We start from the raw sequence: 26,422 nt of genomic DNA on the forward strand, positions 1-26,422 counted from the left end.
CCTATCAGGCGTTGCCTTTCTTCATCTGCTCGAACTCATCCTCAAAGAAGAACTTCTCTTCCCCGAATGCCGGCTCCAGTTCATGCAACCAGGTTGCGGTATCGCTGTACTTGGCGAAGAACGGGCGCTGAACCCAGTCTGGGTTGCGGCCTTGAAGGAAGCGCAGAACGAACACCTTCTCACCTTTGATCTCGGTGATGCCCTGGATTTCCACCTTGCCGGGACCTGCGCTCATTGACGGGCCACGGGCGGTGCGGGCCAGGCCGCTGACCTTCTTTATGGCCTCGCGGTAGATATGGAAGGCCTCCACAAGCGGCACTTCAAAGTAGTTCTTGGCGCCGGTGTCCCGCTCTACAAACATGTAGTAGGGGATGATGCCGAGCTGCACTTCCTTCTTCCAGAGCTTGGCCCAGGCTTCGGCGTCGTCGTTCACGTGTTTGATCAGCGGGCCCTGGGCTCGAATCTCGGCACCGGTGGAGCGAATGCGGCGGATAGCCTCTTCAGCGATGTCGGTGGTGATTTCCTGCCAGTGATTGTAGTGCGCCATGATCGCCACGTGCTTGCCCCCCTCCACCAGCTTGGCGAACAGGTCGATCAGCTCTTCGGCGTCTTTATCAGTAACGAAACGGTACGGCCAGAAGGTTAGCGCCTTGGTGCCAATCCGAATGGTCTGGATGTGGTCAAACTCTGGTTCCAGGAGCGGTTCCAGATACTGCACCAGGTGCTTGGTTTTCATCACCATCGGATCGCCGCCGGTCACCAGCAGGTCGGTCACCTCGGTGTGCTCCTGCAGGTAGCCGTGCAGCTTTTCCGCTTCGGTGCTGGCCATCTTCAGGTCTTTGTCGCCGACGAACTGCGCCCAGCGGAAACAGAAAGTGCAGTAGGAGTGGCAGGTCTGGCCCTGAGCCGGGAAGAACAGCACGGTTTCCCGGTACTTGTGTTGAACGCCGTCCAGCACTTCGCCATCCAGTTCCGGCATGTTCATTTCCATCTGCCCGGCCGGGTGCGGGTTCAGGTCGTCGCGAATTTCTTTGGCGACCGCCTGGATTTCCTTCTTGTCGGCTCCGTCCCGGTGCAGTTTTGCCATGCGCTCGTAATGCTCGTCCTTCAGCATGGCTTTTTGTGGGAATACCAGCTGGTAAATCGGGTCGTTGGGTACCTTGTCCCAGTTGATCAGTTCGTTGATCACGTACTCGTTTACCCGGAAGGGCAGCACGCTGGCGACCACCTTCATTTCGAACAGGGTGGCCTCTGGCAGGGTGTCTTGAATGATGTCGATCTTATCGAGCTGCTTGTCGGTGTAGACCTTGAAGCGCCGCTCCTCGAATTCAGTAGTCGGAATCCGGTTGGGAAAGCTGACGATGGAGTTCATAGGTCGCCCTCTGTGTTGTAAGCCATAAGACAGGAGGGCGGAATTGCCGCCACTCCGCTGGTTAAAAAACGGGCAGGCGAGTATACATAACTTGCTGTTTATTTTCAGGTCTAATTAAAAAAGCCAGTCCTGAACGCAGGTTAAAGATATGGCAACCCTGAACTGGCGGTAATCTTCGGCTAAAGTCATGGAAATGTCGTAAATAGCTTGGTGTGAAAAATTTAGCGTAAGAATGAATTGTGATGGATTGCCGCCCCTACGACCTTGGTCTGAATGAGGTTGTTTGATGGTCCAAAAACGGTCATTCTTCCGTAACTAACCGCAAGTTATTCCTTTAAACGGGAGAAAACACGTCGTTTGATTGAGCTTGCCAATGATAATGTAGTAAAAATACTACTTTTCGGGCGTTGTGTTCCCTCTGTGTCCAGCTCGATCGGCGGCCTCGGGCCAAAAGCCGTTATCTTTCAGGGTGATCAGACAGGCAAAGTGGTGAGGCTGTTCTATGCTTGAGGAAGGTTCAGGCACGGTTCGCCGGCGCCGCTGCTTCGCTTATACACCCATAACAATACTCTGCAATCCATCGCAGCTTATCTACACCGCACGCGCGTGACTGCTGATCGTGGCCAGCGCGGCACTCTTTGATGCCAAGGGGAGGGTTTGATGTACCAGGACGATGATCCCATTGAAACCAGTGAATGGCTGGACGCGCTTGAATCTCTGATCGAGCAGGAAGGCGTTGACCGGGCCAAGTATATTCTTGAGAGGCTGTCCGAGCGGGCAAGCCGGGAAGGCACCGAGCTGCCATATTCAATCACCACGCCATTCCGCAACAGCATTCCGGCTACAAAGGAAGCGCGGATGCCGGGTGATCTGTTTATGGAACGCCGTATTCGCTCGCTCATCCGCTGGAACGCCATGGCAATGGTGCTCCGGGCGAATCAGCGTCCTGGTGAGCTGGGTGGGCACGTCTCTTCCTTCTCGTCGGCCGCCACTCTCTATGATGTTGGCTTTAACTACTTCTTCCACGGCGGTGACGAGAAGCGCGAATCCGACCTTGTTTACTTCCAGGGCCATTCATCGCCCGGCATCTACGCCCGTTCCTACCTTGAAGGTCGGTTCGAGGAAGCGCAGCTCGACAAGTACCGGGAAGAGGTTGATGGCGATGGCCTGTCCTCCTACCCCCACCCCTGGTTGATGCCGGATTACTGGCAGTTCCCCACGGTGTCGATGGGTCTGGGGCCGATTCAGGCCATTTACCAGGCCCACGTCATGAAGTACCTGCACAGTCGCGAGCTGATCGACATGGGCGACCGGAAAGTCTGGTGCTTTGTCGGTGACGGTGAGTGTGACGAGCCGGAAACTCTGGGCTCCATTTCCATGGCCGGCCGGGAAAACCTGAGCAACCTGATCTTCGTGGTTAACTGCAACCTGCAGCGCCTTGATGGTCCGGTACGGGGTAATGGCAAGATCATCCAGGAGCTGGAAGGTATCTTCCGTGGTGCTGGCTGGAACGTGCTCAAAGTCGTCTGGGGTCGCATGTGGGATCCGCTGTTCGAGAAGGACAAAGATGGCCTGATGCAGCGCGTGATGGACGAAGCGGTCGACGGCGACCTGCAGAACTTCAAGAGCAACGGCCCGGCTTACACCCGCAAGAACTTCTTCGGCAAGTACCCGGAGCTGTCCAAGCTGGTGGAAAATTTGTCTGATGAAGACATCGGCAAGCTGAACCGGGGTGGTCACGATCCCTACAAGATCTACGCGGCCTATCACAAGGCTGTCCACGATCACGGTAACCGTCCGACGGTCATCCTGGCGCACACCATCAAGGGTTACGGGTTCGGTACTGCCGGCGAAGCCCAGAACACCGCCCACTCGCTGAAAAAGCTGGATCTGGAACAGCTCAAGGCGTTCCGGGACCGGTTTGGCGTGCCGCTGAAAGACGAGGAACTGAAAGAGGTTCCCTACTACCGCCCGGCGCCGGACAGCCCGGAAATGATGTACATGAAAAAGCGTCGTCAGGAGCTTGGTGGTTTCTATCCGAAGCGTCGGAAAGACTGCCAGCGTCTGGAAACGCCGCCACTGGATACCTTCAAGGCACTGCTGGAAGGCTCCAATGGTCGCGAGATCTCCACCACCATGGCGTTCGTTCGCCTGCTGACGGCGCTCACCAAAGACAAGCGCATCGGCAAGCGGGTAGTACCGATCGTGCCAGACGAGGCGCGGACCTTCGGTATGGAAGGCATGTTCCGCCAGTTGGGCATCTACACGTCCGAAGGCCAGAAGTACGTGCCGGAAGACCGTGAACAGATCATGTACTACAAGGAAGACAAGAAAGGTCAGATCCTTGAGGAAGGCATCAACGAAGATGGCTCCATGGCAGCCTGGATCGCGGCGGCAACGTCGTACAGCACCAACAACTTCCCGCTGGTGCCGTTCTACATCTTCTACTCTATGTTTGGTTTCCAGCGTGTAGGCGATCTGGCCTGGGCCGCGGGCGATATCCAGGCGCGGGGCTTCCTGGTCGGTGGTACCGCCGGTCGTACCACGCTGAACGGTGAAGGCCTGCAGCACCAGGATGGCCACAGCCATATTCTGGCGCAGACCATCCCGAGCTGTAAGTCGTACGACCCGGCCTACGGCTACGAAATGGCCGTCATCATGCAGCACGGTATCAAGGAGATGTTCGAGGACAACCAGAACGTCTACTACTACCTGACCATCGAGAACGAAAACTACGAGCAGCCGGCCATGCCGAAAGGCAAGAAGGTTGAAGACGGCATCATTAAGGGCATGTACCTGCTGGATTCGGTTGAAACCAAGGGCAAGAAGAAAGCGCCCCGGGTTCAGCTGCTGGGCGCTGGTGCAATCCTCAACGAGGTGCGTGCTGCTGCCGAACTGCTGAAAGAAGACTTCGAGATTGCCAGTGATGTCTGGAGTGTCACCAGCTTCAACGAGCTGGCCCGTGACGGTCAGCATGTCGACCGCTGGAACCGTCTGCACCCGGACGACTCGCCGAAGAAGGCATACATTACTGAGTGCCTGGAGAAGCAGCAGGGGCCGGTGGTGTCTTCCACGGACTACATGAAGTTGTTCTCCGAGCAGGTTCGCGCCTTCATTCCGCAGACTTTCGTTACCCTGGGTACCGATGGTTACGGTCGCAGTGATACCCGCGAGAAGCTGCGCAGTCACTTCGAGGTTGACCGTTATCACGTGGCCGTGACCGCTCTGTCGGCACTGGCGCAGGACGGTGAAGTTAAGAAGGATGTGGTTCTCGAAGCCATGCGGAAGTACGGAATCGATCGCAACAAAACGAACCCGGTGCTGAGCTAAGGAGACCGCCATGAGTGAACAGGAAATCAAGGTTCCCGATCTCGGCGGTGCGGACGAGGTCGAGGTTATTGAAATCATCGTCAGCAAGGGGGATTCGGTTGAAGAAGAGGATCCGATTCTGACGGTGGAATCCGACAAGGCATCGGTTGAGCTGCCTTCGCCAGGCACTGGCAAGATTACCAATATCAGTGTGAAGGTCGGTGACAAGGTCAAGGAAGGCGACGTTGTCGGCACCATGGAAGTGGGTGGTGCCGGTGGCGGAGACGACGCCAAAGAGGAAGCTGACGACAAGTCCGAGCAGGCATCCGAAGCCGCGTCTGAGGCCAAATCCGGTGACAGCTCTGCCGATAAGGCAGAGCCAAGCAAGCCGGCCGCGAAAAAAGGCGGTGGCTCGCGCAAGGAAACCGTTAAGGTTCCGGCTCTGGATGGCTTCGACAATGTCCCGGTGATCGAGATCAACGTCGCCGAAGGCGATTCCATCGAGGCGGACGACGCCCTGGTGACGGTCGAGTCGGACAAGGCCACCATGGAGATTCCGGCGCCCTACGCGGGCAAGGTTGGCAAGATCCTGGTGTCTGAGGGCGACAAGCTGTCCGAAGGCGACGATCTGCTCGAGATGACCGTCGAGGAAGAAGGTGGCGAGTCAGACGATCAGGCCGAGGCGGAGCCCGCCAAGGAAGCCAAGAAGGATGAGGCTAAGCCTGAGCAGTCCAAGCAGGAAAAAGCCGCTCCCGAGCCTCAGGGTGCGACCTACGAGCCGCCCGCGCCGGGCACCAAGGTTCATGCTGGCCCGGCCGTGCGTAAGCTGGCCCGTGAATTGGGCGCCGATCTGACCCGCGTTAAAGGCTCAGGCCCCAAGAACCGGATCGTGAAAGACGATGTTCAGGCTTACGTGAAGAGCCAGCTGCAGCAGGCCCAGCAAGGCGCATCCGTGGGTACCGGTTCCGGTATTCCCGGGGTCAAGCTGCCGGACTTCAGCCAGTTTGGTGAGATCGAAAAAGAAGCGATGTCTCGCATGATGTCGGCCACGGCCACCAACATGCAGCGCAGCTGGCTGAACGTGCCTCACGTGACCCAGTTCGAAGACGCGGACATCACAGACATGGAAGACTTCCGCAAGGCCCAGAAGGCCGCTGGCGAGAAGAAAGGTGTGAAGATGACACCGCTACCCTTCATGTTGAAAGCCTGTGCCACGGCGCTGGCGGAACTGCCTCAGTTCAATGTCTCTCTGGACATGGACAAGAAGGAAGTAATCCGCAAGAAGTACATCCACATCGGCATTGCCGTGGATACGCCGCACGGGCTGATGGTTCCGGTGATTCGCAACGTGGATCAGAAGGGCTTGTGGGAACTGGCGGCGGAAAGCGCTGAACTGGCCCAGAAGGCCCGGGACAAGCAGCTGAAGCCATCAGAGATGCAGGGCGCCTGCTTCACCATCACCAGCCTCGGTGGTATTGGTGGCACCGCGTTCACGCCGATCGTGAACACGCCGGAGGTGGCGATTCTGGGTATTTCCAAGGCGGCGATGAAGCCGGTTTGGGATGGCAAGGAGTTCCAGCCCCGGTTGATGTTGCCGCTGTCGCTGTCCTACGATCACCGAGCGGTGAACGGGGCAGATGCGGCGCGCTTCACCACGCTGCTGAGTCAGCTGTTGGGAGATATTCGGTCCCTGCTGCTGTAACAGGCTCGGGTTCCGAAGTTTCTTCGGTCGACAAAAAAGCCGGAAGGGCATCATGCCTTTCCGGCTTTTTTCGTTGGGGCTCTCTTCCGTTGAGCGCCTTTCCTTAGGAGTCTGTTAGTTGGCGAAGAACATCCAGTCGAAGTAATCGTGCAGGTCCTGCATGGTGGCCGCTTCGTCCGGGTGGGTCAGTTCAAACAGCAGGTTCTGGTCTTTGGCTTTTTTCATGGTGTCACCTCGTGGGTTGCTACGCTGGACCGGGCGGAGTGATTCCGTCGCATTCTGTTCAGGGTTAACAAAGCATCGAGTGTGCCAAAAACTAAGTGCTGGCTAAGTGTATGAATTGCTGGGGTGTTAAGGGTTGGCGTTCTGGGTGCTTAAAAAGGGAGTGCAGCAAGTTGGTGCCGGATGCACCGGGATGGAACGAAAAAGCCCCGGCAGGGCCGGGGCTTTTCCGAGTTAACTTCTAAGGAAGATTAGAAGTTGTACTGCGAGGCAAACAGGATACGGCTGGCGTCGCCGTCTGTGCCATCAACATTTTCACGGCTCAGGAACTGGTATTCAACGCCCATCATGACGTTTTTGACCGGGCTCCACTTGTAGTTGGCCATGACAGCTGAGTTGGTTTCGCTCTTGTCAGCTACGTCATAACCTTCGTCCTCGGCGTCATCCCAATCAACTTCGACCATGCCGTAGCCAATGTTGATGCTGCGACCGCCGCCCAGGTTGATGCCGGTGCCGATGGTGGCGCCATAGCCGGAGATGGTTTCAACATCGCCAGAGGCGTCAATGAAGGCGCTTTCCGCACCGAAGTTCTCGCCAGAACGATACAGGTAGCTGTTGGCGCCGTCGGAGTATGAAATGTTACCTTGGATGGTGATCATGTCGGTCAGCGACATCTTGGCCGACAGGAAGGTGCCAAAGCCGAACGCTGATTCGTCGTTATCGCCGTCGTCATAGCCTACCTGATGGGCCAAAACCGCGGCTGAATATGCCAGGCCGCCAGCGGAATCTTCCAGGCGAGCGGTCAGAGCTGGCATTGAGTCCTTCTCTGCGACGTCAGCCGGCAAGATTGCATCGTCGTTCACAAAAGAGCTGTTCGGTTGCTCCAGAGAGAAAGACAGCGGACCGGTGGTGTATCGGATTTGAGGCGCCCGTGACTGCAGGCCTGCGTTACCCGGCAGGGAGTCAAAGTCCAGAGTTGAGGTGTTGCCCACGAAGCTGGTGAAGTTTGACCAGGTCTGACCGGCCAGAACATTCATGTAGGAGCCGTAAGCGTGACGAAGGCGGAGGCTGCCACCACCGCCGCCGCGGAAGTCACCCTCAATGTTGACCATAACGCCTTCGGGGCTGGTGGCCTTTACACCAATACGGCTCTGGAAAGCGTCTGCGCCGAAGTGGCCATCTGCTGCATCATCGTTGCCAGCGAGGCCGGCATAGGAGCCCGAGCGGGTGCTCAGCGCCTGGTTGCTATCGATATCGTAACTGGCGTTCAGGCGGCCATAGCCATAAACAGCCATGTCGTAATCGCCAGCGGTAAAGCTAACCGCGCCAGCCTGGCCTGCTACCCCTAGCACTGCCGCTGCTGCCGTCGCACGAATAGCCATTCTTAATTTGTTACTTTGCATTGTTGTTGTCTCCACACATTTATTGTTGTTGGACCCAAGACTCAAGGTAGTTACGAATCTGTGACAGTTCAAATTAATTCGCGCGATATTTAGACGAATGTCTAGGGGTGGATTTCGTTGCTATACAAACATCTGCGGATGTGCCACCCGCGTACAATGGAACTATGACAAACCAAAGCACCCACCTTCAGGACACCACTTTCGCTTTTCTGGATATTGAAACCACGGGAGGTAATTCTGCCCGGGATAGAATCACAGAAATCGGCATACGATTCTGGCGCGCCGGTGAGATGGTGGGAGAGTGGCAAACCCTCCTCAATCCAGAGACCCGGATCTCTGCCTTCATCGAGAACTTTACGGGTATTTCCAATGATATGGTGGCCGATGCACCGCTATTCGCGGACATCGCCGACGAGTTGGAAGAGAAGCTGAAGGGCACCGTATTTGTGGCGCACAACGCCCGGTTTGATTATGGCTTTATCAAGTCAGAATTCCGCCGGCTTGGGCATCTTTTTTCCGCCAAAGTTCTATGCACGGTGAAGCTGTCGCGCCGACTGTATCCGGAGTTCCGCCGCCACAACATGGATGCCCTGATTGAGCGCCACGGCTTGGGCCGGGTTCAGCGTCACCGAGCCATGGGTGATGTCGAGGCAATGCTGTCGTTTTTCCTGCACGCACGCGCCGAACGAGGTGATGAGGTTATGGAGGATGCCATCGCCACCTTGCTTCAGCGCCCCAGTATTCCCTCCCATTTGCCGCCGGACACGCTCCAGGATTTGCCGTCGAGCCCCGGTGTTTACCGATTTTACGGCGAGAACGACGCACTGCTTTACGTGGGCAAGAGCACCAACATTGCCCAGCGGGTGGCTTCGCATTTCTCCGGCGACCATAACTCCAGCCGCGGTGTGCGGATGTCAGAAAGTCTGCGTCGGGTGGACTGGACCCAGACCGCGGGCGAGCTCGGCGCGTTGTTGCTGGAACTGAAGCAGATCAAAACCCTGAAACCACTCTTTAACCGTCGCTCCCGGGCCGCCAAGAACCTGGTGAGCATAGAGCTGAGTGAGACGGGGGCAGGCTATCTACAGGCACGTCTGGTCAGGGAAATCGAGCCTCACAGACTGGGCAATTACTTCGGGCTGTTTCGAAGCAAGCGCGATGCTGAGCGCGCTTTAAGCGGCATTGCCGCGAAGAATGAGTTGTGCAACCGCTTGCTGGGCTTGGAGCCTGATCATGAGGGCGCTTGTTTCCAGCGTGCCCTCGGGCGTTGCAGGGGTGCCTGTGAAGGGCTGGAAGATGTCACTCGTTACAACTTGCGCACCCAGATCGCCTTTCACGCCTTGCGTCTGCAGACCTGGCCCTGGGAAGGTCCGGTGGGAGTTGTGGAGCATGACCGATCTTCTGACCGTACCGACATCCTCGTGGTGTACAACTGGATGCACGTAGCCACCGTGCATGAGGAAGCCGACCTGCACGAGCTTTCCCTGAGTGGCCAGGCGGTCACGTTCGATCTGGATTCCTACAAGCTGCTGATCAAGGCGCTGCACGGCCGGGACGGAAAAAACCGCAAAATCCTTGAGTTGCCGGCGATTGGTGCACCGGATGTGCTAATGCCCTGAGTGGCGTATCATGGGGTTAGGTCCGCACACGTACTTACTTGCCCGGTGCGGTGACTTTACTATTGTTATGCGTTCATCCGCGTTTCCCGAGAGAGATTTATGCACAAAGAACCCGTCACTCGCGAACTTTTTGATCAAGTCATGGTACCCAACTACGCACCCGGTTCGATCATCCCGGTCCGAGGTGAAGGTTCCCGAATTTGGGATCAGGAGGGGCGGGAGTTTGTTGATCTGCAGGGCGGCATCGCAGTGACCTGTCTGGGCCATTCTCACCCTGGCCTGTTGAGCGCGCTGCATGATCAGGCGGAAAAAATCTGGCACCTGTCCAACGTGATGACCAACGAGCCGGCACTTCGGCTGGCCAAGAGTCTGTGCGATCTGACATTTGCGGAGCGGGTGTTCTTCGCCAACTCCGGCGGCGAAGCCAACGAGGCAGCGTTCAAACTGGTGCGTCGTTATGCCTGGGAGCACCACGGTCCAGAGAAGAACGAGATCATTTCCTTTAAGAACGCTTTCCACGGCCGGACTCTGTTCACCGTTAGCGTGGGTGGTCAGCCCAAGTACCTGGAAGGCTTCGAGCCCGCGCCGGGTGGTATCCACCACGCCGAGTTCAACGATCTGGAGTCGGTGAAGAAACTGATTTCGAAAGAAAAGACCTGCGCCATCGTGGTCGAGCCGATTCAGGGCGAGGGCGGTGTAATGCCGGCTGACCCGGAGTTTCTGAAAGGACTGCGCGAGCTGTGCGACGAGCACGACGCCTTGCTGGTATTTGATGAAGTTCAGTCCGGTGCTGGCCGAACCGGTCACTTGTACGCCTACCAGATGTACAGCGTCACTCCGGATATCCTGACCAGTGCCAAAGGCCTGGGCGGCGGTTTCCCGGTTGCCGCCATGTTGACCACGGCTCACGTGGCCAAGAGTCTGGGTGTTGGCACCCACGGCAGCACATACGGCGGCAACGCTCTGGCCTGTGCGGTGGCGCAGAAGGTTGTCGATACGATCAGTCAGCCGGATATTCTGAAGGGCGTGAAGGCGCGCTCCGACCGGTTGCGCAAAGGCATGATGGACATCGGCGAACGCTACGGTGTGTTCAGCGAAGTGCGCGGCGCCGGGCTTTTGCTCGGTTGCGTCCTGACTGAGAAGTGGCAGGGCAAGGCCAAGGACTTCCTGAACGCCGGTCTGGACGAAGGCGTGATGGTGCTGGTTGCCGGTGCCAACGTCGTGCGGCTTGCACCGTCGCTGATTATCCCGGAATCCGACATCGATGATGCGCTCGAGCGGTTTGAAAAAGCGGTGAAGAAGCTGACGGCGTAAGGAGTCGATATGTGGCTTGTACGTCCGGCCCAACCGGCTGACTTGGAGCAGATCCTTGAGATAGCGGGCACCCAGAGTGCCCGTCTTTCCTCAACCCTGCCCAAACAGTCCGAAGCCCTTGCGAGCAAAATTGAACATTCCCTGGCCTCCTTCGCCGGCAACGTGCCGGCCAGTGACGCGCCACGGTTTCTGTTTGTTCTGGAAGATACCAACACCGGCCAGGTGGCAGGAACAGCCGGCATTGATGCCCGTGCCGGTAACGGTCAGCCGTTTTATAACTATCGCCGCGATGCACTGGTTCATGCCTCCCATGAACTGGGTGTGTCGCGCCGGGTAGAAGTGCTGTACCCGTCCCATTCCCTGACCGACCAGACCCTGCTGTGCTCGTTTTCCATTCGCCCTGAACTGCGCAACACCGAGGCATTTGAGTTGCTGTCCCGGGCCAGAATGCTGTTCATTGCCGAGCACCGGGAGTGGTTCTCGTCGCGGCTGGTGGTTGAAATTCAGGGTGTGCAGGACGAAAACGGCAGCGTGCCGTTTTGGGACAGCCTGGCGCGGCACTTCTTCAACATGGATTTTGAAACCGCCGACCAGTATTCCTCCCTACTCAGCAAAACCTTCATTGCCGAGCTGATGCCGCCAAACCCGGTTTACGTCACTCTGCTGACTGAACAGGCCCAGGCAGCATTGGGGCAGTGCCACCCAATGACCAAACTCAATCTGGAGTTGTTGCTGCGCGAGGGTTTCCACTCCGGCTGCTACCTGGACATTTTCGATGCTGGCCCGGTACTGGAAGCTCGCACCGATTCGGTCCACACCCTGGTGACCAGTCATCGCAAGAGTCTCCATGGAAGTCAGGATGAGGCTGGTGACCAGTGCCTGATCGCTGCCGGGGAAGGCTTGGCGTTCCGATGCACGATAGCTCGGGCGGAAGAGGCACTGGATGATGAACTTAAGGTGTCGGTGAAGGCCTGGAAAGTGCTGGAAAAAAGCGCGGGCGACGCGGTAAGGATGGCACCGTTATGAACAGAATGATGCCTGTTGTATTAACCCCGAGGGAGGGCGTGACATGCTGGTGATTCGCCCGCTTCAGGAAAGCGATCTTGACGATCTCTATGCCATGGCGCAAAACGCCGGCAAGGGACTGACCACCCTACCAGCAGACCGCAAACTGTTGCAGAAGAAAATTGCGCACACCCGTGAAACCTTCAACCAGCGCTGCGCCCCGGAAGCCGGGCTGTACCTGTTTGCGCTCGAAGACACCGAGCTGAAGAAAACCGTGGGTATCAGTGGTATCCAGGCCCGGGTCGGGCTGGACGAGGTGTTTTATAACTATCGCCTCAGCATTACGGTCAATGCCTCCAAGGAGCTGGGCGTGCACGTGCGTACGCCCACGCTTCATTTGTCCAATGACATGACCGACACCAGTGAGATCTGCTCGCTGTTGTTGTCGGATGACTACAAGGGCGGTGGCAGTGGTTTGCTGCTGTCACGTTGCCGGTTCATGTACCTGGACGAGTTCCGCAAGCATTTCTCGGAGAAAGTCTTTGCCGAGATGCGGGGCGTGTCTGACCGGGACGGCCGTAGCCCACTCTGGGATGCCCTTGGCAGCAAGTTCTTCGACATGGAGTTCACCGAGGCGGACATGCTGTCCGGGCTCGGTAACAAGGCCTTTATTGCCGAGCTGATGCCCAAGTACCCCATCTACCTGCCGATGCTGCCGGATCCCGCCCGGGCCGTTATCGGCCGGGTGCACGAAAACACCGCGCCAGCGCTCAAGATGCTTCAGGCTGAGGGTTTCAACTTCAACGGTCTGGTGGATATTTTTGACGGTGGCCCGGTGGTTGAAGCGTTCGTGCACAACATCCGAACGGTTCGGGAGTCGATCAACCGCTATGCGATGGTCACGCAAACCCCGATTGATCTGGATGTTCCAGCCGGCGAGCGGGTCATGATTTCCAATCGGTCGTTCCGGGATTTCCGGGTGACCACCATTCCGGCCAGCTGCATCGGGTCGGATACGGTCAAGATGCCGCTCGAGGTGGCCGAGGCTTTGAACCTGGAGTCGGGTGATCCGGTTCGACTGGCCCCGTTAAAGGATAACGGCCCCCAGTTCCTGCATGCGCACCGGAGTCATGACAAGGCGGACGAACGCGTTCGCGAGTCGCGAAGCCGTTTCTGAAAAATTGAGATTCCGAACCCATTGAACAGTGGCGCTTTGCCGCCATCAAACTTATATAAGTCCAGTACCGGGAGGTGCTCTGATATGGCAAACCTGACAGGTGAACTATTCATTGATGGCCTGTGGCTCCAGGGTCACGGCGAATACTTTGAATCAACCCAGCCGGTTACTGGAGACACCGTCTGGGACGGCAATGCCGCCAATCTGGAAGACGTCGATGCCGCGGTCCGTGAGGCCCGCAACGCGTTTGTGAAATGGCGCCGCAAGAGCTTCGCGGAACGTCTGGCGGTGGTTGAGGCCTTCCGCGACCAGCTCGAGGAGCACAAGGAAGCGCTGGCACACCAGATCGGTCTGGAAACCGGTAAGCCGCTTTGGGAATCCCGCACCGAAGTGGCCGCCATGATCGGCAAAGTCGCCATTTCCGTTCAGGCCTATAACGATCGCACCGGGCATTCCGAGTCCGAGGTGGCGGGCGGTCATGCGGTGCTTCGCCATCGCCCCCACGGCGTTGTCGCGGTGTTTGGTCCCTACAACTTCCCGGGGCACTTGCCCAACGGCCACATTGTTCCGGCACTGCTGGCGGGTAATACCGTGGTGTTCAAACCCAGCGAACTGACGCCGGGTGTTGCCGAGATGACCGTCAAGTTCTGGGAGAAGGCAGGCATTCCCGAAGGCGTGATCAACCTGGTCCAGGGCGCGTCCGCGACTGGCAAATCCCTGGCCGGACATCCAATGATCGATGGCCTGTTCTTTACCGGAAGCTCCACCGTGGGCCATCTGCTGCATGAGCAGTTTGGCGGCCAGCCGGAGAAAATCCTGGCGCTCGAAATGGGCGGCAACAACCCGCTCATCGTGCAGGATGTAGCCGACGTCGATGGCGCCGTACACCACGCCCTGCAATCGGCGTTTCTATCCGCCGGCCAGCGTTGCACCTGCGCCCGTCGCCTGCTGGTACCCAAGGGCAAGAAAGGCGATGAGTTCCTGGATCGCCTGGCGGAGCTGTCGGGCCGTATTCAGGTTGGCGAGTTTGATGCCGATCCACAACCGTTCATGGGCTCGGTGATTTCCGCGGAAGCTGCAGAAAAACTGCTGGATGCCCAGGCTAGCATGCTCGAAAAAGGCGCCAAGTCGTTGCTTGAAATGAAGCAGGTCAAGCCGGGCACCGGCCTTTTGTCACCGGGCATCGTTGATGTCACCGGGCTGGATGTAGCCGACGAGGAATTCTTCGGACCACTGTTGACCGTATATCGCTACAAGAGCTTCGATGATGCCTTGGAGCTGGCTAACGATACCCGCTACGGCTTGTCCGCCGGCATCCTAACCGATGATCGCAAACTCTACGACCGATTGGTTGAGGAAGTGCGGGCCGGCATCGTGAACTGGAACCGGCCGTTGACCGGTGCCAGCAGCGCCGCGCCGTTTGGCGGTGTGGGTGCCAGCGGTAACCACCGTGCCAGTGCCTACTACGCGGCGGATTACTGCGCCTGGCCGATGGCCTCGTTGGAATCGCGCCACAGTGAGGTGCCGGAAAGCCTCGCTCCTGGCCTGAATTTCGACAAGTAACCCCTAATTGCGACCAATAAAAACGGAACGAACAGCGATGGTGAAGCACGCGGTAGAAGCGAATTTCGACGGTCTGGTTGGGCCTACTCACAACTACGCCGGGCTGTCCTGGGGGAACGTGGCCTCGAAGTCGAATGTGCGCGCGGAATCCAATCCCAAGGAAGCCGCGCTGCAGGGGCTGGCGAAGATGAAGCGGCTGGCGGACCGTGGCTACGTCCAAGGCATACTGCCGCCCCATGAACGGCCCCATATCCCAACGCTACGGGCGCTGGGCTTTGAGGGGGCGGACAGCCAGATCCTGGAGCAGGCCGCGAAATCCAGTCCGTCGATTCTGGCGGCGGTGTCGTCTGCGTCCACCATGTGGACCGCCAATGCGGCGACGGTATCGCCCAGCGCCGATACCGCCGATCACCGGGTGCATTTCACCCCGGCCAACCTGAGCGCCAAGTTCCATCGCTCCATTGAGCATCGAGTGACCGGGCGGGCACTGAAGGCGATCTTCGCCGATGAGGGCTATTTCGCTCATCATCCGGCGCTGCCGTCGGTGAGCCAGTTCGGTGACGAAGGTGCTGCCAACCATACTCGCCTGTGTGGCGGCTACGGCGAACCGGGTGTAGAACTGTTCGTGTACGGGCAGGTGGCGTTCAATGATCAGGCCCCGGCTCCGAAAAAATACCCGGCCCGACAAACGCTGGAGGCCTCCCAGGCCATTGCCCGGCTGCACGGGCTTGATGACCAGCACACGGTGTTTGCCCAGCAAAACCCGAATGCCATCGACGCGGGCGTGTTCCACAACGATGTCATCGCAGTCGGCAATGGCAACACCCTGTTCTATCACGACATGGCGTTTCTCGAAGAGGAGCGGGTGCTGGCCGATATCCGGTCGCGCCTGACCGGTGCCGAACTTGAAGCAGTGCGGGTTAGCAGTGAGGAAGTGCCGATTGAGGATGCCGTGGCTTCCTACCTGTTCAACAGCCAGTTGCTGAAGACCCCGGATGGCATGATGCTGGCGGTGCCCGGCGAGTGTCGGGAAGTGGCTTCGGTCAGTCGCTACCTGGATACCCTGGTGCAGTCCGGCGGACCCATCACCTCGGTCGAGGTGTTTGACGTCAAACAGTCGATGCGCAACGGCGGCGGCCCCGCCTGTTTGCGCTTGCGGGTCGTGCTGAGCGATGAGGAGCTCAAGGCCATGCACCGGGGTGTGCTGTTGACCGACGATTTGTATGAGCGCCTGACCGCCTGGGTCAAGGCGCACTACCGGGACCGGCTGTCACAGGCGGACCTGGCTGATCCGATGTTGCTGGAGGAGGTGCGCAAGGCCCTGGACGAGCTGACGGGTATTCTGGGGCTCGGATCGATTTACGACTTCCAGCTCTAGGACGCGATCGACGACGTCAGCATTTCCATCGTGTGCCGGATAAGCGCATCGGCGGAAACATTCTCGCCCGGTTTGCCGTTACCGGTGCTGAGTTCTGACTGACACAGCAACAGGACGCCATGGAGGGCGCCCCGAAGATAAAGTGCGGTCTGGACCGGGTCTGCAATCCGGTCCCGGCTCATGGTGCCGTCCTCCAGCCCCAGGCGGATGGCGCCAATCATCAGCGCCATAAGATCAGACTTCGAACACAGCATCTCTTCTGTCTGACTCTCATCGGCCTCGGCCATCGCCGTAGACGCCGTGGTTAATGCCGAGAAGTAATCCGGCTCATCCAGGTAAAACCGATAGTACGCCTCGCCCATGGCCGCGATCTGCGCCAGCCCGGTGTCGGCCCGATCGCGGGCCTCCTGGAAACGGGTCGCCAGGCTTTGTCCGGCCCGCAGCATGATGCCCCGCTGGATGGCCGCCTTATCCTTGAAATAGACGTACAGCAGCGCCCGGCTCAGGCTGGCGGTGCGGGCGATGTCATCCATGGACGTGCGCTCGTAGCCTTTTTCTGAAAAAACCAGTTCAGCCGCGTCCAGGATCGCATCGTAGCGAGCCTGGCGCTCTCGTTCTCGGCGTGTTTTCAGCGGTTCACTCATCTGACGTCCCATATAGCTATAACTTGCCACTACTTACCACTACTTACCACTACGGCGTTGGCATCATACCTCAAAGTGAATAAGGCCTGATTATTGACAAAATGTCAAAGAGTGACATTATGTCGTAATTATAGTCTCGGGATTCCGATGGAGCGGAAGCCCGTCACCGACCAGAGCATGGATGAAAGGACAAATCATGAAGCCACTTCTCTCATCATTCGCCGCTGTTATTGCTATCGCCGCCGCGATGTCGCTGTCTGGCTGTAAAGCCGGTGATGTCTCGGCCGAAACTTCAGAGCCCACCGTATCGGTAAGAGTTGCCGACGTGACCGGTGGTCAGACCGAGGGTCTGGCGTTGCGTTTCTCCGGCATCGTGCGAGCGACCCAGCGGGCAACATTGACGTTTCAGGTCAGCGGTACCCTGAAAGAACGTGCCGTGGAGCTGGGCCAAACAGTCAGCGCCGGTGACGTGCTGGCGCGTGTCTATAATCCGGCCCTGGCCCCGGCGCGGGATTCGGCCCGGGCCAAGCTGGATGAGCTGAAAACCCAGTTCGAGCAGGCCAAGCGGGAATGGGATCGGTCCAGCCGATTGCACGAGCGGGGCGTGGTGTCGGAGCAGAGCCTGGAACAGCTTGCTGCTCGGCGGGATTCGCTCCGGGCCAGCGTGGCCACGGCTCAGGCGGCTTTGGCCGAGGCTACCCAGCTATTGGATGAAAGCACGCTAAGAGCGCCATTCTCGGGCCGGGTTGAAGCCCTGCTGGTGGAGCAGGACGAATTTGTTGCCGCAGGGCAACCGGTAATGCGGATGTCATCCCCCCAGGGCCGGGAAGTGGAGGTTCGGGTACCGGCTTACTTGCTGGAGCATGTGACTCTGCAGCAGGAACTGCCGATCTGGTCTGTGCAGGACCGGACCCGTCCGCCCCAGATTGGCTCGGTGGTGGAAATTGCCCAGGCTGGCGCAGTCCGAGGTGAACTGCACCCGATTCTGGTGAGCCTGCCGGTGGATTCGCTGGAGTCTGGCGCGCCGGTGGAAGTGGGCATCACGCCAGTGCGTATGTCAGCGACCACCGTGCCTCTACTGTCGGTGGTGCGTACAGGTGAGGGCACGGGCGTGTTCCGGGTGCGGGACGGCCAGGCCAGACGCGTTCCGGTGACTGTCGAGCGTATCGTGGGTGAGCGTGTGGTGGTTCGTACCGAAGAGCTTTCTCCCGGTGACCAGGTGGTCTACGCGGGTATGACCCGGCTCACCGATGGTGACGCCGTGGAGGTGCGGTGATGACTCGCCGACTGCTGAATTGTCGCCGGCTCCTGGGCATGGTGGTCACCATGCTGTGCTTGCTGGGCATCGCCGCCTACAGCACCATGCCGCGCCAGGAAGATCCCTCGTTTCCCTACCGGGCCGGCATGGTTACCGTAAACTACCCGGGTGCCAGTGCCGACGCCGTCGAGCGGCTGGTACTGAGGCCTCTGGTCGCTGAATTGCGCCAGGTCGAAGAGGTGGATTTCAGCCAAGGCACGGCCCGCACTGGTGTGGCCCTGGCCCGGTTGAAGTTGAATGACACCATCTACGACACGGACTCCGCCTGGGATCGGGTACGCCTGGCCATGGATCGGGCCCGCCAGGACTTTCCCGACGATGTGGGCCAGATGTCGTTGGATGACCGGCTTATCGATATACCGGCGGTAGTGCTCGCGGTGTCGGGCGCCGCCTCGGTGACTGAACTGAGCTCGGTAGCCGAGCGCCTGAAACAGAATCTGTCCGACATCTCCGGGGTCTCGCGCATAGTGCTTGAAGGCGACGCCGACGAGCAGATCACCTTGGCGTTGGATGATGCCGCGCTGCACCGTTTGGGCATCTCCCCGGCCCGGGTGTTGGATACCCTGGCGCGCAGAAATCAGACCATCCCCGGTGGATTCGTTGTGGTGGACGGCCGACGCCTGTCTGTGCTGCCAAACAGCGAATTTGCTGACATTGAGGCCATTCGCGCCACGCCAATTGAATTGCCCGACGGCTCCCAGGTGCCTCTGGCAGCAGCAGCCGACGTTTGGCGTGGGCCGGTCGAGCCTCGCCAGCCGGAAACCTGGTTCGACGGCGAGCGAGTGGTGCTGCTCTCAATCATCATGGAGGAGGGCACTACCGACGCCATCCGGTTTGGCCAGCGGGTGCGTGAACGGGTAGAGGCGATCCGCGGCGAGTTCGAGCCCTACGAGATTCGAGAGATGTTTTTTCAGCCGGACAAGGTTGAGCAACGCTTGGATAACCTGGCCTGGAGCCTGGTGCTGTCGGTACTGATCATTGTCGCGGTGGTGTTCACCGGCATGGGCATCCGCATGGGTGTACTGGTGGCTTCGATCTTGCCCATGGTGGCATTGATCAGTATTGGCCTGTACGACCTGGGCGGTGGGGTGCTGCATCAGATAGCCGTGATCGGCATGGTGATTTCCCTGGGGATCCTCATCGACAACGCCATCGTGATTGTGGAGAACATCCAGCATCATCTGGATCATGGCAGTCGCCGGCTTGATGCCCTGCGCACTGCGGTTGGAGAACTCGCCGGGCCATTGGGCGCGTCCACCGGCACCACTTTGGCGGCGTTTGCGCCGCTGCTGTTGTCCAAGGGCGGCACGGCTGATTTCACCCGGGGTGTTCCGGTGATGATCATGCTGACCCTGTCGGTCAGTTACCTGCTGGCGATTTCGGCGGTACCCCTGTTGGCAGCCCGCTTCCTGAAGCCTCGCCAACAGGCCGGTAAAGATCGCCTGATCGGATTGGCGCGGGCTCTCGGTGGGCTGGTGTCCCGCTATCCGGGCCGCCTGATTACCGCCGGTGCGCTGCTGGTGGCCATCAGCGTCGGCATGACGCCGTTCATGGCCAAGCAGTTCTTTCCCAATGCCGACCGGCCACGAGTTATCGTTGAACTTTACATGCCCGAGGGTACCGACCAGGTTCGCACGGCCGAAGCTGCAGAGGCCCTGGAGAGGATGATCCGCACTCAACCCGACGCCTTGGAAGTTCATCGGTTCGTCGGGTTTACCGGCCCGAGTTTCTATTACAACCTGCAACGGGCGCCGCAGGCACCCAATCGCGCCCGCCTGGTGATTCGCACGCCAACCCTGGCCGATACCACCGAAATGATTCGCTGGGTCCGCGCTCATGTGCGCGATGAAATGCCGGAATTGGACGTGACCGTTGGCATACTCGGCCAGGGCCCGCCCAGGGCGGCACCGGTGGAGGTCCGGGTCTACCACGCCAATGACGAAACCCGCTCTGAGGCGGTGACGAGTGTGTTTTCCATCCTGCGTGAAACCGAAGGCACGGTGGATGTTCGCCACGATCTGGATATCGGGGGGCCAAGCATCGCCATCAATGTAGACGACGCTACCGCCGCACGTTACGGTCTGACCAGAGCCGACGTTGCCCAAGGCCTGTATGGTCAGAGCTTTGGTGTGGTGGCGGAGCGGTACCGGAAGGAAGACAATCCGATTCCGTTAGTGTTGCGCTCCCGGGAGGGGACGTCTCTTTCGCTGTCTCGTTTGCTGTCCATCAACATCTACAACGATCGCGGCGATGCGGTACCTCTGTCCGCGGTGGCCACCGTGGAGACCAGCTGGGAGCCGGCAGTGTGGTACCTGCGCGACGGCGTGCGTATGAATACCGTGACCGCCAACCTGCAGGCAGGTTATGGCTTCAGTAGTGCCCTGGAGAGCATGTACCAGGCCATTGAGGAAAACCCGCTGCCTGCTGGCACCCGGATTGCTCTAGGTGGCGATGCCGAAGGCTCTGGCGATGCCAACAGCGCGTTGCTTACGGCCGCACCCATTGGCGTGCTGTTACTGCTGTTCTTCCTGCTGTTGCAGTTCAATTCCTTCCGCCGGGTCGGGATCATCCTGCTGACGGTGCCATTGGCCACGGTGGGCATATTCCCGGGGCTGGTGCTATCGAATTCGCCGTTTGGCTTCCAGTCGCTGCTGGGCGTGATCGCCCTGGTGGGGATAGTGGTGAATAACGCCATCGTGCTGCTGGATGTCATGGACCGGCAACTGGCGGCTGGTGAGGGCATTCGGGATGCGGTGCGCAAGGCGGTCGAGCAGCGCACCCGGCCAATCCTGCTGACCACCGCCACCACCGTAGCCGGGTTGCTGCCGCTGGCGTTCTCCAGCTCAACCCTGTGGCCACCCATGGCCTGGGCGATCATCTCCGGGCTGCTGGCCTCTACGGTATTGACCCTGCTGGTAATCCCGGCGGTGTGCACGCAACTGATCAAGGCCCCGGTGCCTGAGCCTGAGAACGCGCCGGCCTGAGCCAGCGCTGAACCGGGATTTTGATCCGGCTCCGGTGTGTTTACCGGGGCCGGATCAGCAGGCCCGCTCGCTGGCCCACAGGCACGTCCCTGTTGGGAAACACAATCGACTCGGCCTGATCGCCAACCCGGTACGTGGTCGACTCGTCCTCCCAGAGCACCGTGCCCGGCGCGTACTCGGTAAAGTTCGCCACGTCATCCGGCACATGAAACACAAAGTTCGGGCCGGTATTCAGAATCTCCTGCACCACCTCAAACACTGTTAGCCGTTCAAACGTCGCCTTCTCCGATTGCGGCGCAGGCTGGCCCCGGAATCGACGTCGCAGCGCATCACGAATGCCGGTAAACCGGCTCAGATCGTTCTGCCCGAACGGCCGCACCTTGCCCAGCTCCACGGTGAAGCTCTCGGCGCCGAGCTGAGACGACGAGAACGACGAAAACGTGGTACCTGCCTTGTGCTGAAGCAGCAGCGTTTCAACGTCGGCCTCCAGCAGGAACTCGCACTGCTGCGCCGGCACCTCGCGACCTTCAACAAACGGATAGAGCGCAAACTTTTCCCGCTGGGATGGCCGGATGGCCGTGTGCAGGTCGTAGTGTGAGAGCTGGCCCGAATGGTTGGCCTGAAAGTCCCGACATAGCGACTCAATCTGTCGCGCTCTCGCCGCTTCCGGCAACTCCTGATACTCGGCCTTTTGATGGGCACCGTGGAACAGTCGGTTCATGTTGGCATCCAGAAACCGGTCGCCCCTAACCATGGCCGGCGGGTTGCCCAGGATCAGCAACAACGGACAAGCCAGCGGCCAGTCACCATTCAGCAACTCGCTGACCAGGCCATTCAAAACCTCAATAGGTGCCGTCTCGTTGCCGTGCACACCGGCGGAGATAATCAGCGCTTCGTCATTCGGGTTGGATTGGTTAGCACCTGGAATCAGCTCCAGAATCCCCAAGGCCTTTCGAACAATAATCGTGCCGTCTGGGAGCTGGCTGCGAGTTTCGCTCAAATTATCGGAAGCATGGCTCAAGGTGTGATCAAGCCAGTCAGGTGAGTTAGAAAACAGATCCGAATAAACAGTCATTGGAATCCCCGAAACAAATCTGGGGGCGGGCAGGGTGTTGCCTCCCGGGAGTGTATTAAGCCATGGACGGCTTCACTCAAGCGCCCCATGGATGGGCTCGAGCGGCTCCCGGGAGGCAACACCCTGCCTGCCCGGGCACCAAAGTCTGCGCAAGTGTCAGTTGCTTATGGGGCGCTGATGTCGCAACAGATGGTTTTCAAGCTTGCGGAAAGCAAATACCAGAATAAAGGTCAGCACCATGTAGATCAGCGCCACAAAGATAAACGCATCGAATGGCGCGTAGAACCGGGAATAGATATTCCGGGCGGCACCGGTCAGATCGACAATAGTCACCACACTGGCAATCGCGCTCGAGTGCAGCATGAAGATGACCTCGTTGGAGTAGGCCTGAACCGCACGCCGGGCGGCACTCGGCAGGATAATCCGACGCATGCGCATGAACCAGTTCATGCCATAGGCCTTGGCCGCCTCAATCTCGCCATGGGGCGTGGACATGATCGCACCGCGAATGATTTCGGTGGTGTAGGCCGCCGTGTTCAGGGTGAACGCCAGCAGCGCGGGATAGAACGGCTCTCGGAAAATCCCCCACCAGAAAGTTTCCTGAATCCCCGGAATCTGCGCGATGCCGTAATAGATGATGTACAGCTGGATCAGCAGCGGCGTGCCACGGAACAGGTAGGTGTAGAGCCACACCGGCAAGGAAACCAGTGGATTCCGGCTGGTGCGCGTGATCGCCAGTGGGACAGCGCAAACCAGGCCGATCACCAGCGACAGGAATACCAGTTGAACCGTGCTAACCAGACCATTCCAGTATTCCAGCATGGTCATGGCGGTAAAGATGTCGTTCTGGTTCAGCCATTGGGCGATAAAGTCAGGCATGTCTTATCCCCCCTGAACCACGCCGACATTGGCGCGCTTGTTGAGCCATTTGATGAACAGCTCGGATCCGGCGGTCAGCGCCAGATACACGAACGCCACCGGAATGAAAAAGTGGAACGGCATGCGTTCGGCCTTGGCCGCTTCCTCGGCCACCCGAACCATATCGGTCAGGCCGATGATGGACACCAACGCCGTGGTTTTCAGAAGCACCTGCCAGTTATTACCGAGGCCGGGCAGGGCATGGCGAAGCATCTGTGGAAAGATGATGCGTCGGAACGTGTGCCAGCGGGTGAACCCGTAGGCGCGCGCGGCTTCAATCTGGCCGGTTTCAACCGCCAGAAAGGCACCGCGAAAGGTTTCGGTCATGTAGGCACCGAAAATCAGCCCGATGGTGACAACACCAGAAATAAACGGATCGAACTGAAAGAAAAAGTCGATTTCGTAGGCTTCCCAGAGCAGGTCCGAGATATTGTTCACGGCCACCTGTCCGCCGTAGTAAAACAGCAGCATCATGACCAGATCCGGTACACCGCGAATCAGCGTGGTGTAGGCCGTAGCGGCGCCTTTGGCGACACGGTTGCTGGACAGCTTGGAGGAGGCGCCAATCAGTCCGAGTGTGACTGCCAGGGCCAGAGAGAGGAAGGCCAGTTCAATGGTAATGATTGCCCCGTCCAGTAGTGCCGGGCCATAGCCTTTCAGATCGAGCATGGAAACGTCCGGTAGTCAGGGGTGGCCGGTGAGGCCACCCCTGCGGTTTACATCTTGATGTCGTAGTTGAAGTACTTCTGCATGATGGTGTCGTAGGTACCATCTTTCTTCAGTTTCTTCAGGGTAGCGTTTACCTTTGCGGCCAGGTCCTTGTCACGCTGACGCATGGCAACACCTACGCCTTCACCCAGCTTGACCGGCTCGCCGACTTCCTTGAAGCCGTCTTTGCTCAGTACGGTCTGCTCGCCTACCGGGTAATCAACAAAAACCACGTCCAGGCGCTGGCCTTCCAGATCCAGAACCATGTCGTCGGCAGTGGTGTAACGCTTGATGGTTACGATGCCGCCCATGTTCTCGGTAACGAAGGAGTCCATGGTGGTGCCACGCTGAACGCCAACTACCTTGCCCTTCATGGCGTCCATGTCGGTGACGTCGGTGTTGAAGGCTTCAGGCGCGAACCAGCCACCCGGGGTGTTGTAGTACGGCTCGGAGAACAGTACGCGCTCGGCACGCTCCGGGGTGATGGACATGGAAGACATGATGGCGTCGAATTTACGCGCCAGCAGGCCAGGAATCATGCCGTCCCAGGATTGAATGACGAATTCGCAGTCCGCTTTCATCTCGGCACACATGGCTTCGGCCAGCTCAACTTCGAAGCCGGTCAGCTCGCCATTTTCGTCTTTGTACTCAAACGGCTCATAAGGCACGTCAAAGGCGATGCGGATTTCTTTCCAGTCTTTGGCCTGGACGGTTCCGGCCGCCAGGGCCAGGGCGCAACTCGCTGCAACAATCAGTTTTTTCATGTGTTACTTCTCCAGTGATTTGCCTTTTCGGCTTATTTTTAATGGAAGCACTGCATCCAGTACGAACTCAAGATAGCACCGAGTGTCAGAAGTTGGGAGCGAGGAACTGCTTCATGCGTTCCGAGTCCGGGTTATCAAACACTTTTTCGGGCGTACCCTGTTCTTCAATTACGCCCTGATGCAAAAACAGGACCTGACTGGAAACATCCCTTGCGAACGCCATTTCGTGGGTGACCACGATCATGGTTCTGCCTTCCTCGGCCAGACTCTGCATAACCTTCAGAACTTCACCCACCAGTTCCGGATCCAGGGCTGAGGTGGGCTCATCGAACAGCATCACCTCAGGCTCCATGGCCAAGGCGCGGGCAATGGCAGCACGCTGCTGCTGACCACCGGACATCTGCGCCGGGTAGTAATCCTTGCGCTCATAGATGCCCACTTTCTGGAGGTAGGACTCGGCACGTTCGATGGCCTCTTTCTTTGGCACCTTCAACACGTTTACCGGGGCTTCGATGATGTTTTCCAACACGGTCATGTGAGACCACAGATTGAAGCCCTGGAACACCATGGAAAGTTTCGAGCGGATCTGTTCAACCTGCTTGTTATCAGCCGGAATACGCTCGCCCTTGCGGTTGTTGGTGAACCGGATTGGGTCGCCGTGCACGATAATGTCGCCGGAGGTAGGCGTTTCCAGCAGGTTGATACAACGCAAAAAGGTGCTCTTGCCGGAGCCGGAACTGCCGATCAGGGAAACCACGTCGCCTTTGCGGGTTTCCAGTGAAATGCCCTTGAGCACTTCATGCTTGTCGAAAGTCTTGTGAATATCCCTGCAGATCAAAGGCGATTTGTCCGCCATTGGAAGCTCCCGAGGCTGTCAGTCAAAGGCGCATGTTTTACGGACTGTGGCGGCGGAAATCAATACCTCTTAAAAAGGCTTTTCTGCTTTGTTAGCCGAAATCCAACACGCTGCTTTGTATGATGAATGTGTTTGCCGTACCGACACGGTGTGCCCGCATTATAGATTCTGCTGTGAGCGTTGTGCAGCGCTCTCCGGGGGAACCGGCATCCGGATGACCTGGCTGCCATCCTTTTCCAATTCGCGCAGCGAGTCGCTGACAAATCGAACGTGAGCCATGGCAGCCTTCTGGGCCACCCCGGGCTTGCTGGAGATTATGGCTTCATAGAGTTGTCGATGCTGGCGCACGATCTTTTTCCGCATTTCCTGTCTTGGATTCAGGTTAGCCACCGAGGCCTGGACCGTCATCAGCATCATATTTTTGAGGCTGCTGAGCACATGGACCAGTATCGGATTGTGGGATGCCTCCACGATTGCCAGATGAAAACTATGGTCTGACCGCGCGTTGCTGAGCGGGTCTGTCTCTTCCAGGGCTCTGAATGCCTTGGTGATTCGGTGTCGGTCTGCGCCATTAGCGCGCTGGGCCGCCAGGAATGCCGCCTGGCCCTCAAGCTGCTCGCGTACTTCCAACAAATCGTACAGCGTGCGGGGGTGGCCTTCGAACAGGTGCATGAGCGGGCTGTGGTCGTCCACGGATTCTGATTGCGGAACCATGCTGGCAACGAACGACCCCTTGCCGTGTCGTGTCTCAATAACCCCGCGGCCTTGCAGCTCGTGCAGTGCCTCCCGAATGACAGCCCGGGACACGCCCAGTCGAGCAGCCAGCTGGCGTTCCGAAGGAATTTTCTGCTCCGGCGCCAGCCCACCGTCAAGAATGAGCCGCTCGAGTCGGTACGAAATTTCCTGGGAGATTGCCATTCAGGTGCCTGTTTTTTCGCTGGTCTGACCAGTGACTGTTATCAGAGTTGGTGATTCGGACCTTGGTGGATACGCCGCCAAGCCCTGTAAATATGGATGATTACAGCCAATTCGTCCATTTATGACGCTGGAAAAACTGGTCCGACCAGTGGGTTAACCGCTGGACTAAACCCGCA

At 58.5% G+C, this 26,422-nt stretch carries 19 protein-coding genes; 10 read left to right on the forward strand and 9 right to left on the reverse strand.

Going from position 1 to position 26,422, the window contains the following annotated elements:
• Positions 1-4 precede the first annotated feature (4 nt).
• Entirely contained in the window at positions 5-1,372 is a 1,368-nt protein-coding gene (locus FGO67_RS05420) for a KamA family radical SAM protein (RefSeq protein WP_203299657.1), read from the reverse strand.
• A gap of 660 nt (positions 1,373-2,032) precedes the next feature.
• Between FGO67_RS05420 and aceE the strand changes: the two genes are divergently transcribed.
• Both aceE and aceF read left to right on the forward strand, forming a co-directional pair.
• Positions 2,033-4,702: a pyruvate dehydrogenase (acetyl-transferring), homodimeric type gene (gene aceE, locus FGO67_RS05425; protein ID WP_203299658.1), complete on the forward strand. Its 2,670-nt coding sequence runs from the start codon at positions 2,033-2,035 to the stop codon at positions 4,700-4,702.
• Positions 4,703-4,712: 10 nt separating this feature from the next.
• The gene (aceF, locus tag FGO67_RS05430; protein ID WP_203299659.1) at positions 4,713-6,383 is read left to right on the forward strand and encodes a dihydrolipoyllysine-residue acetyltransferase; all 1,671 of its coding nucleotides are present in this window, start codon (positions 4,713-4,715) and stop codon (positions 6,381-6,383) included.
• Between the two features lie 473 nt (positions 6,384-6,856).
• Here the strand turns inward: aceF and FGO67_RS05435 are convergent, their stop codons facing one another.
• Complete coding sequence (locus FGO67_RS05435) at positions 6,857-8,008, reverse strand: DcaP family trimeric outer membrane transporter (RefSeq protein WP_203299660.1); 1,152 nt, start codon at positions 8,006-8,008, stop codon at positions 6,857-6,859.
• Positions 8,009-8,172: 164 nt separating this feature from the next.
• Between FGO67_RS05435 and FGO67_RS05440 the strand changes: the two genes are divergently transcribed.
• From FGO67_RS05440 to astB, 6 genes are all read left to right on the forward strand, one after another.
• Positions 8,173-9,624, forward strand: coding sequence for an exonuclease domain-containing protein (locus tag FGO67_RS05440; RefSeq protein ID WP_203299661.1), 1,452 nt, complete (start codon positions 8,173-8,175; stop codon positions 9,622-9,624).
• A 99-nt stretch (positions 9,625-9,723) separates the two neighbouring features.
• Positions 9,724-10,938, forward strand: coding sequence for an aspartate aminotransferase family protein (locus FGO67_RS05445; RefSeq protein WP_203299662.1), 1,215 nt, complete (start codon positions 9,724-9,726; stop codon positions 10,936-10,938).
• A gap of 9 nt (positions 10,939-10,947) precedes the next feature.
• Positions 10,948-11,964, forward strand: coding sequence for an arginine N-succinyltransferase (locus FGO67_RS05450; RefSeq protein WP_203299663.1), 1,017 nt, complete (start codon positions 10,948-10,950; stop codon positions 11,962-11,964).
• Positions 11,965-12,007: 43 nt separating this feature from the next.
• On the forward strand, positions 12,008-13,120 hold the full coding sequence (gene astA / locus FGO67_RS05455) for an arginine N-succinyltransferase (RefSeq protein ID WP_203299664.1): 1,113 nt from the start codon (positions 12,008-12,010) through the stop codon (positions 13,118-13,120).
• Between the two features lie 84 nt (positions 13,121-13,204).
• Positions 13,205-14,683 carry a succinylglutamate-semialdehyde dehydrogenase gene (gene astD, locus FGO67_RS05460; RefSeq protein ID WP_203299665.1) on the forward strand — a complete coding sequence of 493 codons (1,479 nt, stop codon included), beginning with the start codon at positions 13,205-13,207 and terminating at the stop codon, positions 14,681-14,683.
• A gap of 37 nt (positions 14,684-14,720) precedes the next feature.
• Complete coding sequence (astB, locus tag FGO67_RS05465; RefSeq protein ID WP_203299666.1) at positions 14,721-16,061, forward strand: N-succinylarginine dihydrolase; 1,341 nt, start codon at positions 14,721-14,723, stop codon at positions 16,059-16,061.
• Here astB and FGO67_RS05470 read toward each other — a convergent pair.
• On the reverse strand, positions 16,058-16,705 hold the full coding sequence (locus FGO67_RS05470; protein ID WP_203299667.1) for a TetR/AcrR family transcriptional regulator: 648 nt from the start codon (positions 16,703-16,705) through the stop codon (positions 16,058-16,060). The two genes, astB and FGO67_RS05470, sit on opposite strands and share 4 nt — an antisense overlap.
• Before the next feature lie 196 nt (positions 16,706-16,901).
• Between FGO67_RS05470 and FGO67_RS05475 the strand changes: the two genes are divergently transcribed.
• Positions 16,902-17,981 carry an efflux RND transporter periplasmic adaptor subunit gene (locus FGO67_RS05475; RefSeq protein WP_238942174.1) on the forward strand — a complete coding sequence of 360 codons (1,080 nt, stop codon included), beginning with the start codon at positions 16,902-16,904 and terminating at the stop codon, positions 17,979-17,981.
• Positions 17,981-21,007: an efflux RND transporter permease subunit gene (locus FGO67_RS05480; protein WP_203299669.1), complete on the forward strand. Its 3,027-nt coding sequence runs from the start codon at positions 17,981-17,983 to the stop codon at positions 21,005-21,007. The genes FGO67_RS05475 and FGO67_RS05480 overlap by 1 nt, the downstream gene beginning before the upstream one ends.
• Positions 21,008-21,047: 40 nt before the next feature.
• Here the strand turns inward: FGO67_RS05480 and astE are convergent, their stop codons facing one another.
• The 6 genes from astE to FGO67_RS05510 all read right to left on the reverse strand — a co-directional run bounded on the left by astE (position 21,048) and on the right by FGO67_RS05510 (position 26,246).
• Entirely contained in the window at positions 21,048-22,082 is a 1,035-nt protein-coding gene (gene astE / locus FGO67_RS05485) for a succinylglutamate desuccinylase (RefSeq protein ID WP_203299670.1), read from the reverse strand.
• A 156-nt stretch (positions 22,083-22,238) separates the two neighbouring features.
• Positions 22,239-22,961 (reverse strand): ABC transporter permease, encoded by a 723-nt coding sequence (locus FGO67_RS05490; protein ID WP_203299671.1) that lies wholly within the window; start codon positions 22,959-22,961, stop codon positions 22,239-22,241.
• 3 nt (positions 22,962-22,964) lie between these two features.
• Positions 22,965-23,669: an ABC transporter permease gene (locus FGO67_RS05495; RefSeq protein WP_203299672.1), complete on the reverse strand. Its 705-nt coding sequence runs from the start codon at positions 23,667-23,669 to the stop codon at positions 22,965-22,967.
• A gap of 47 nt (positions 23,670-23,716) precedes the next feature.
• On the reverse strand, positions 23,717-24,472 hold the full coding sequence (locus tag FGO67_RS05500) for a transporter substrate-binding domain-containing protein (protein ID WP_203299673.1): 756 nt from the start codon (positions 24,470-24,472) through the stop codon (positions 23,717-23,719).
• 85 nt (positions 24,473-24,557) lie between these two features.
• Entirely contained in the window at positions 24,558-25,328 is a 771-nt protein-coding gene (locus FGO67_RS05505) for an ABC transporter ATP-binding protein (RefSeq protein WP_041339196.1), read from the reverse strand.
• Positions 25,329-25,487: 159 nt separating this feature from the next.
• Positions 25,488-26,246 (reverse strand): FCD domain-containing protein, encoded by a 759-nt coding sequence (locus FGO67_RS05510; protein WP_203299674.1) that lies wholly within the window; start codon positions 26,244-26,246, stop codon positions 25,488-25,490.
• Positions 26,247-26,422: the final 176 nt, after the last annotated feature.

It is taken from the genome of Marinobacter sediminum, from assembly GCF_016820575.1.
GTDB lineage: Bacteria > Pseudomonadota > Gammaproteobacteria > Pseudomonadales > Oleiphilaceae > Marinobacter > Marinobacter sediminum.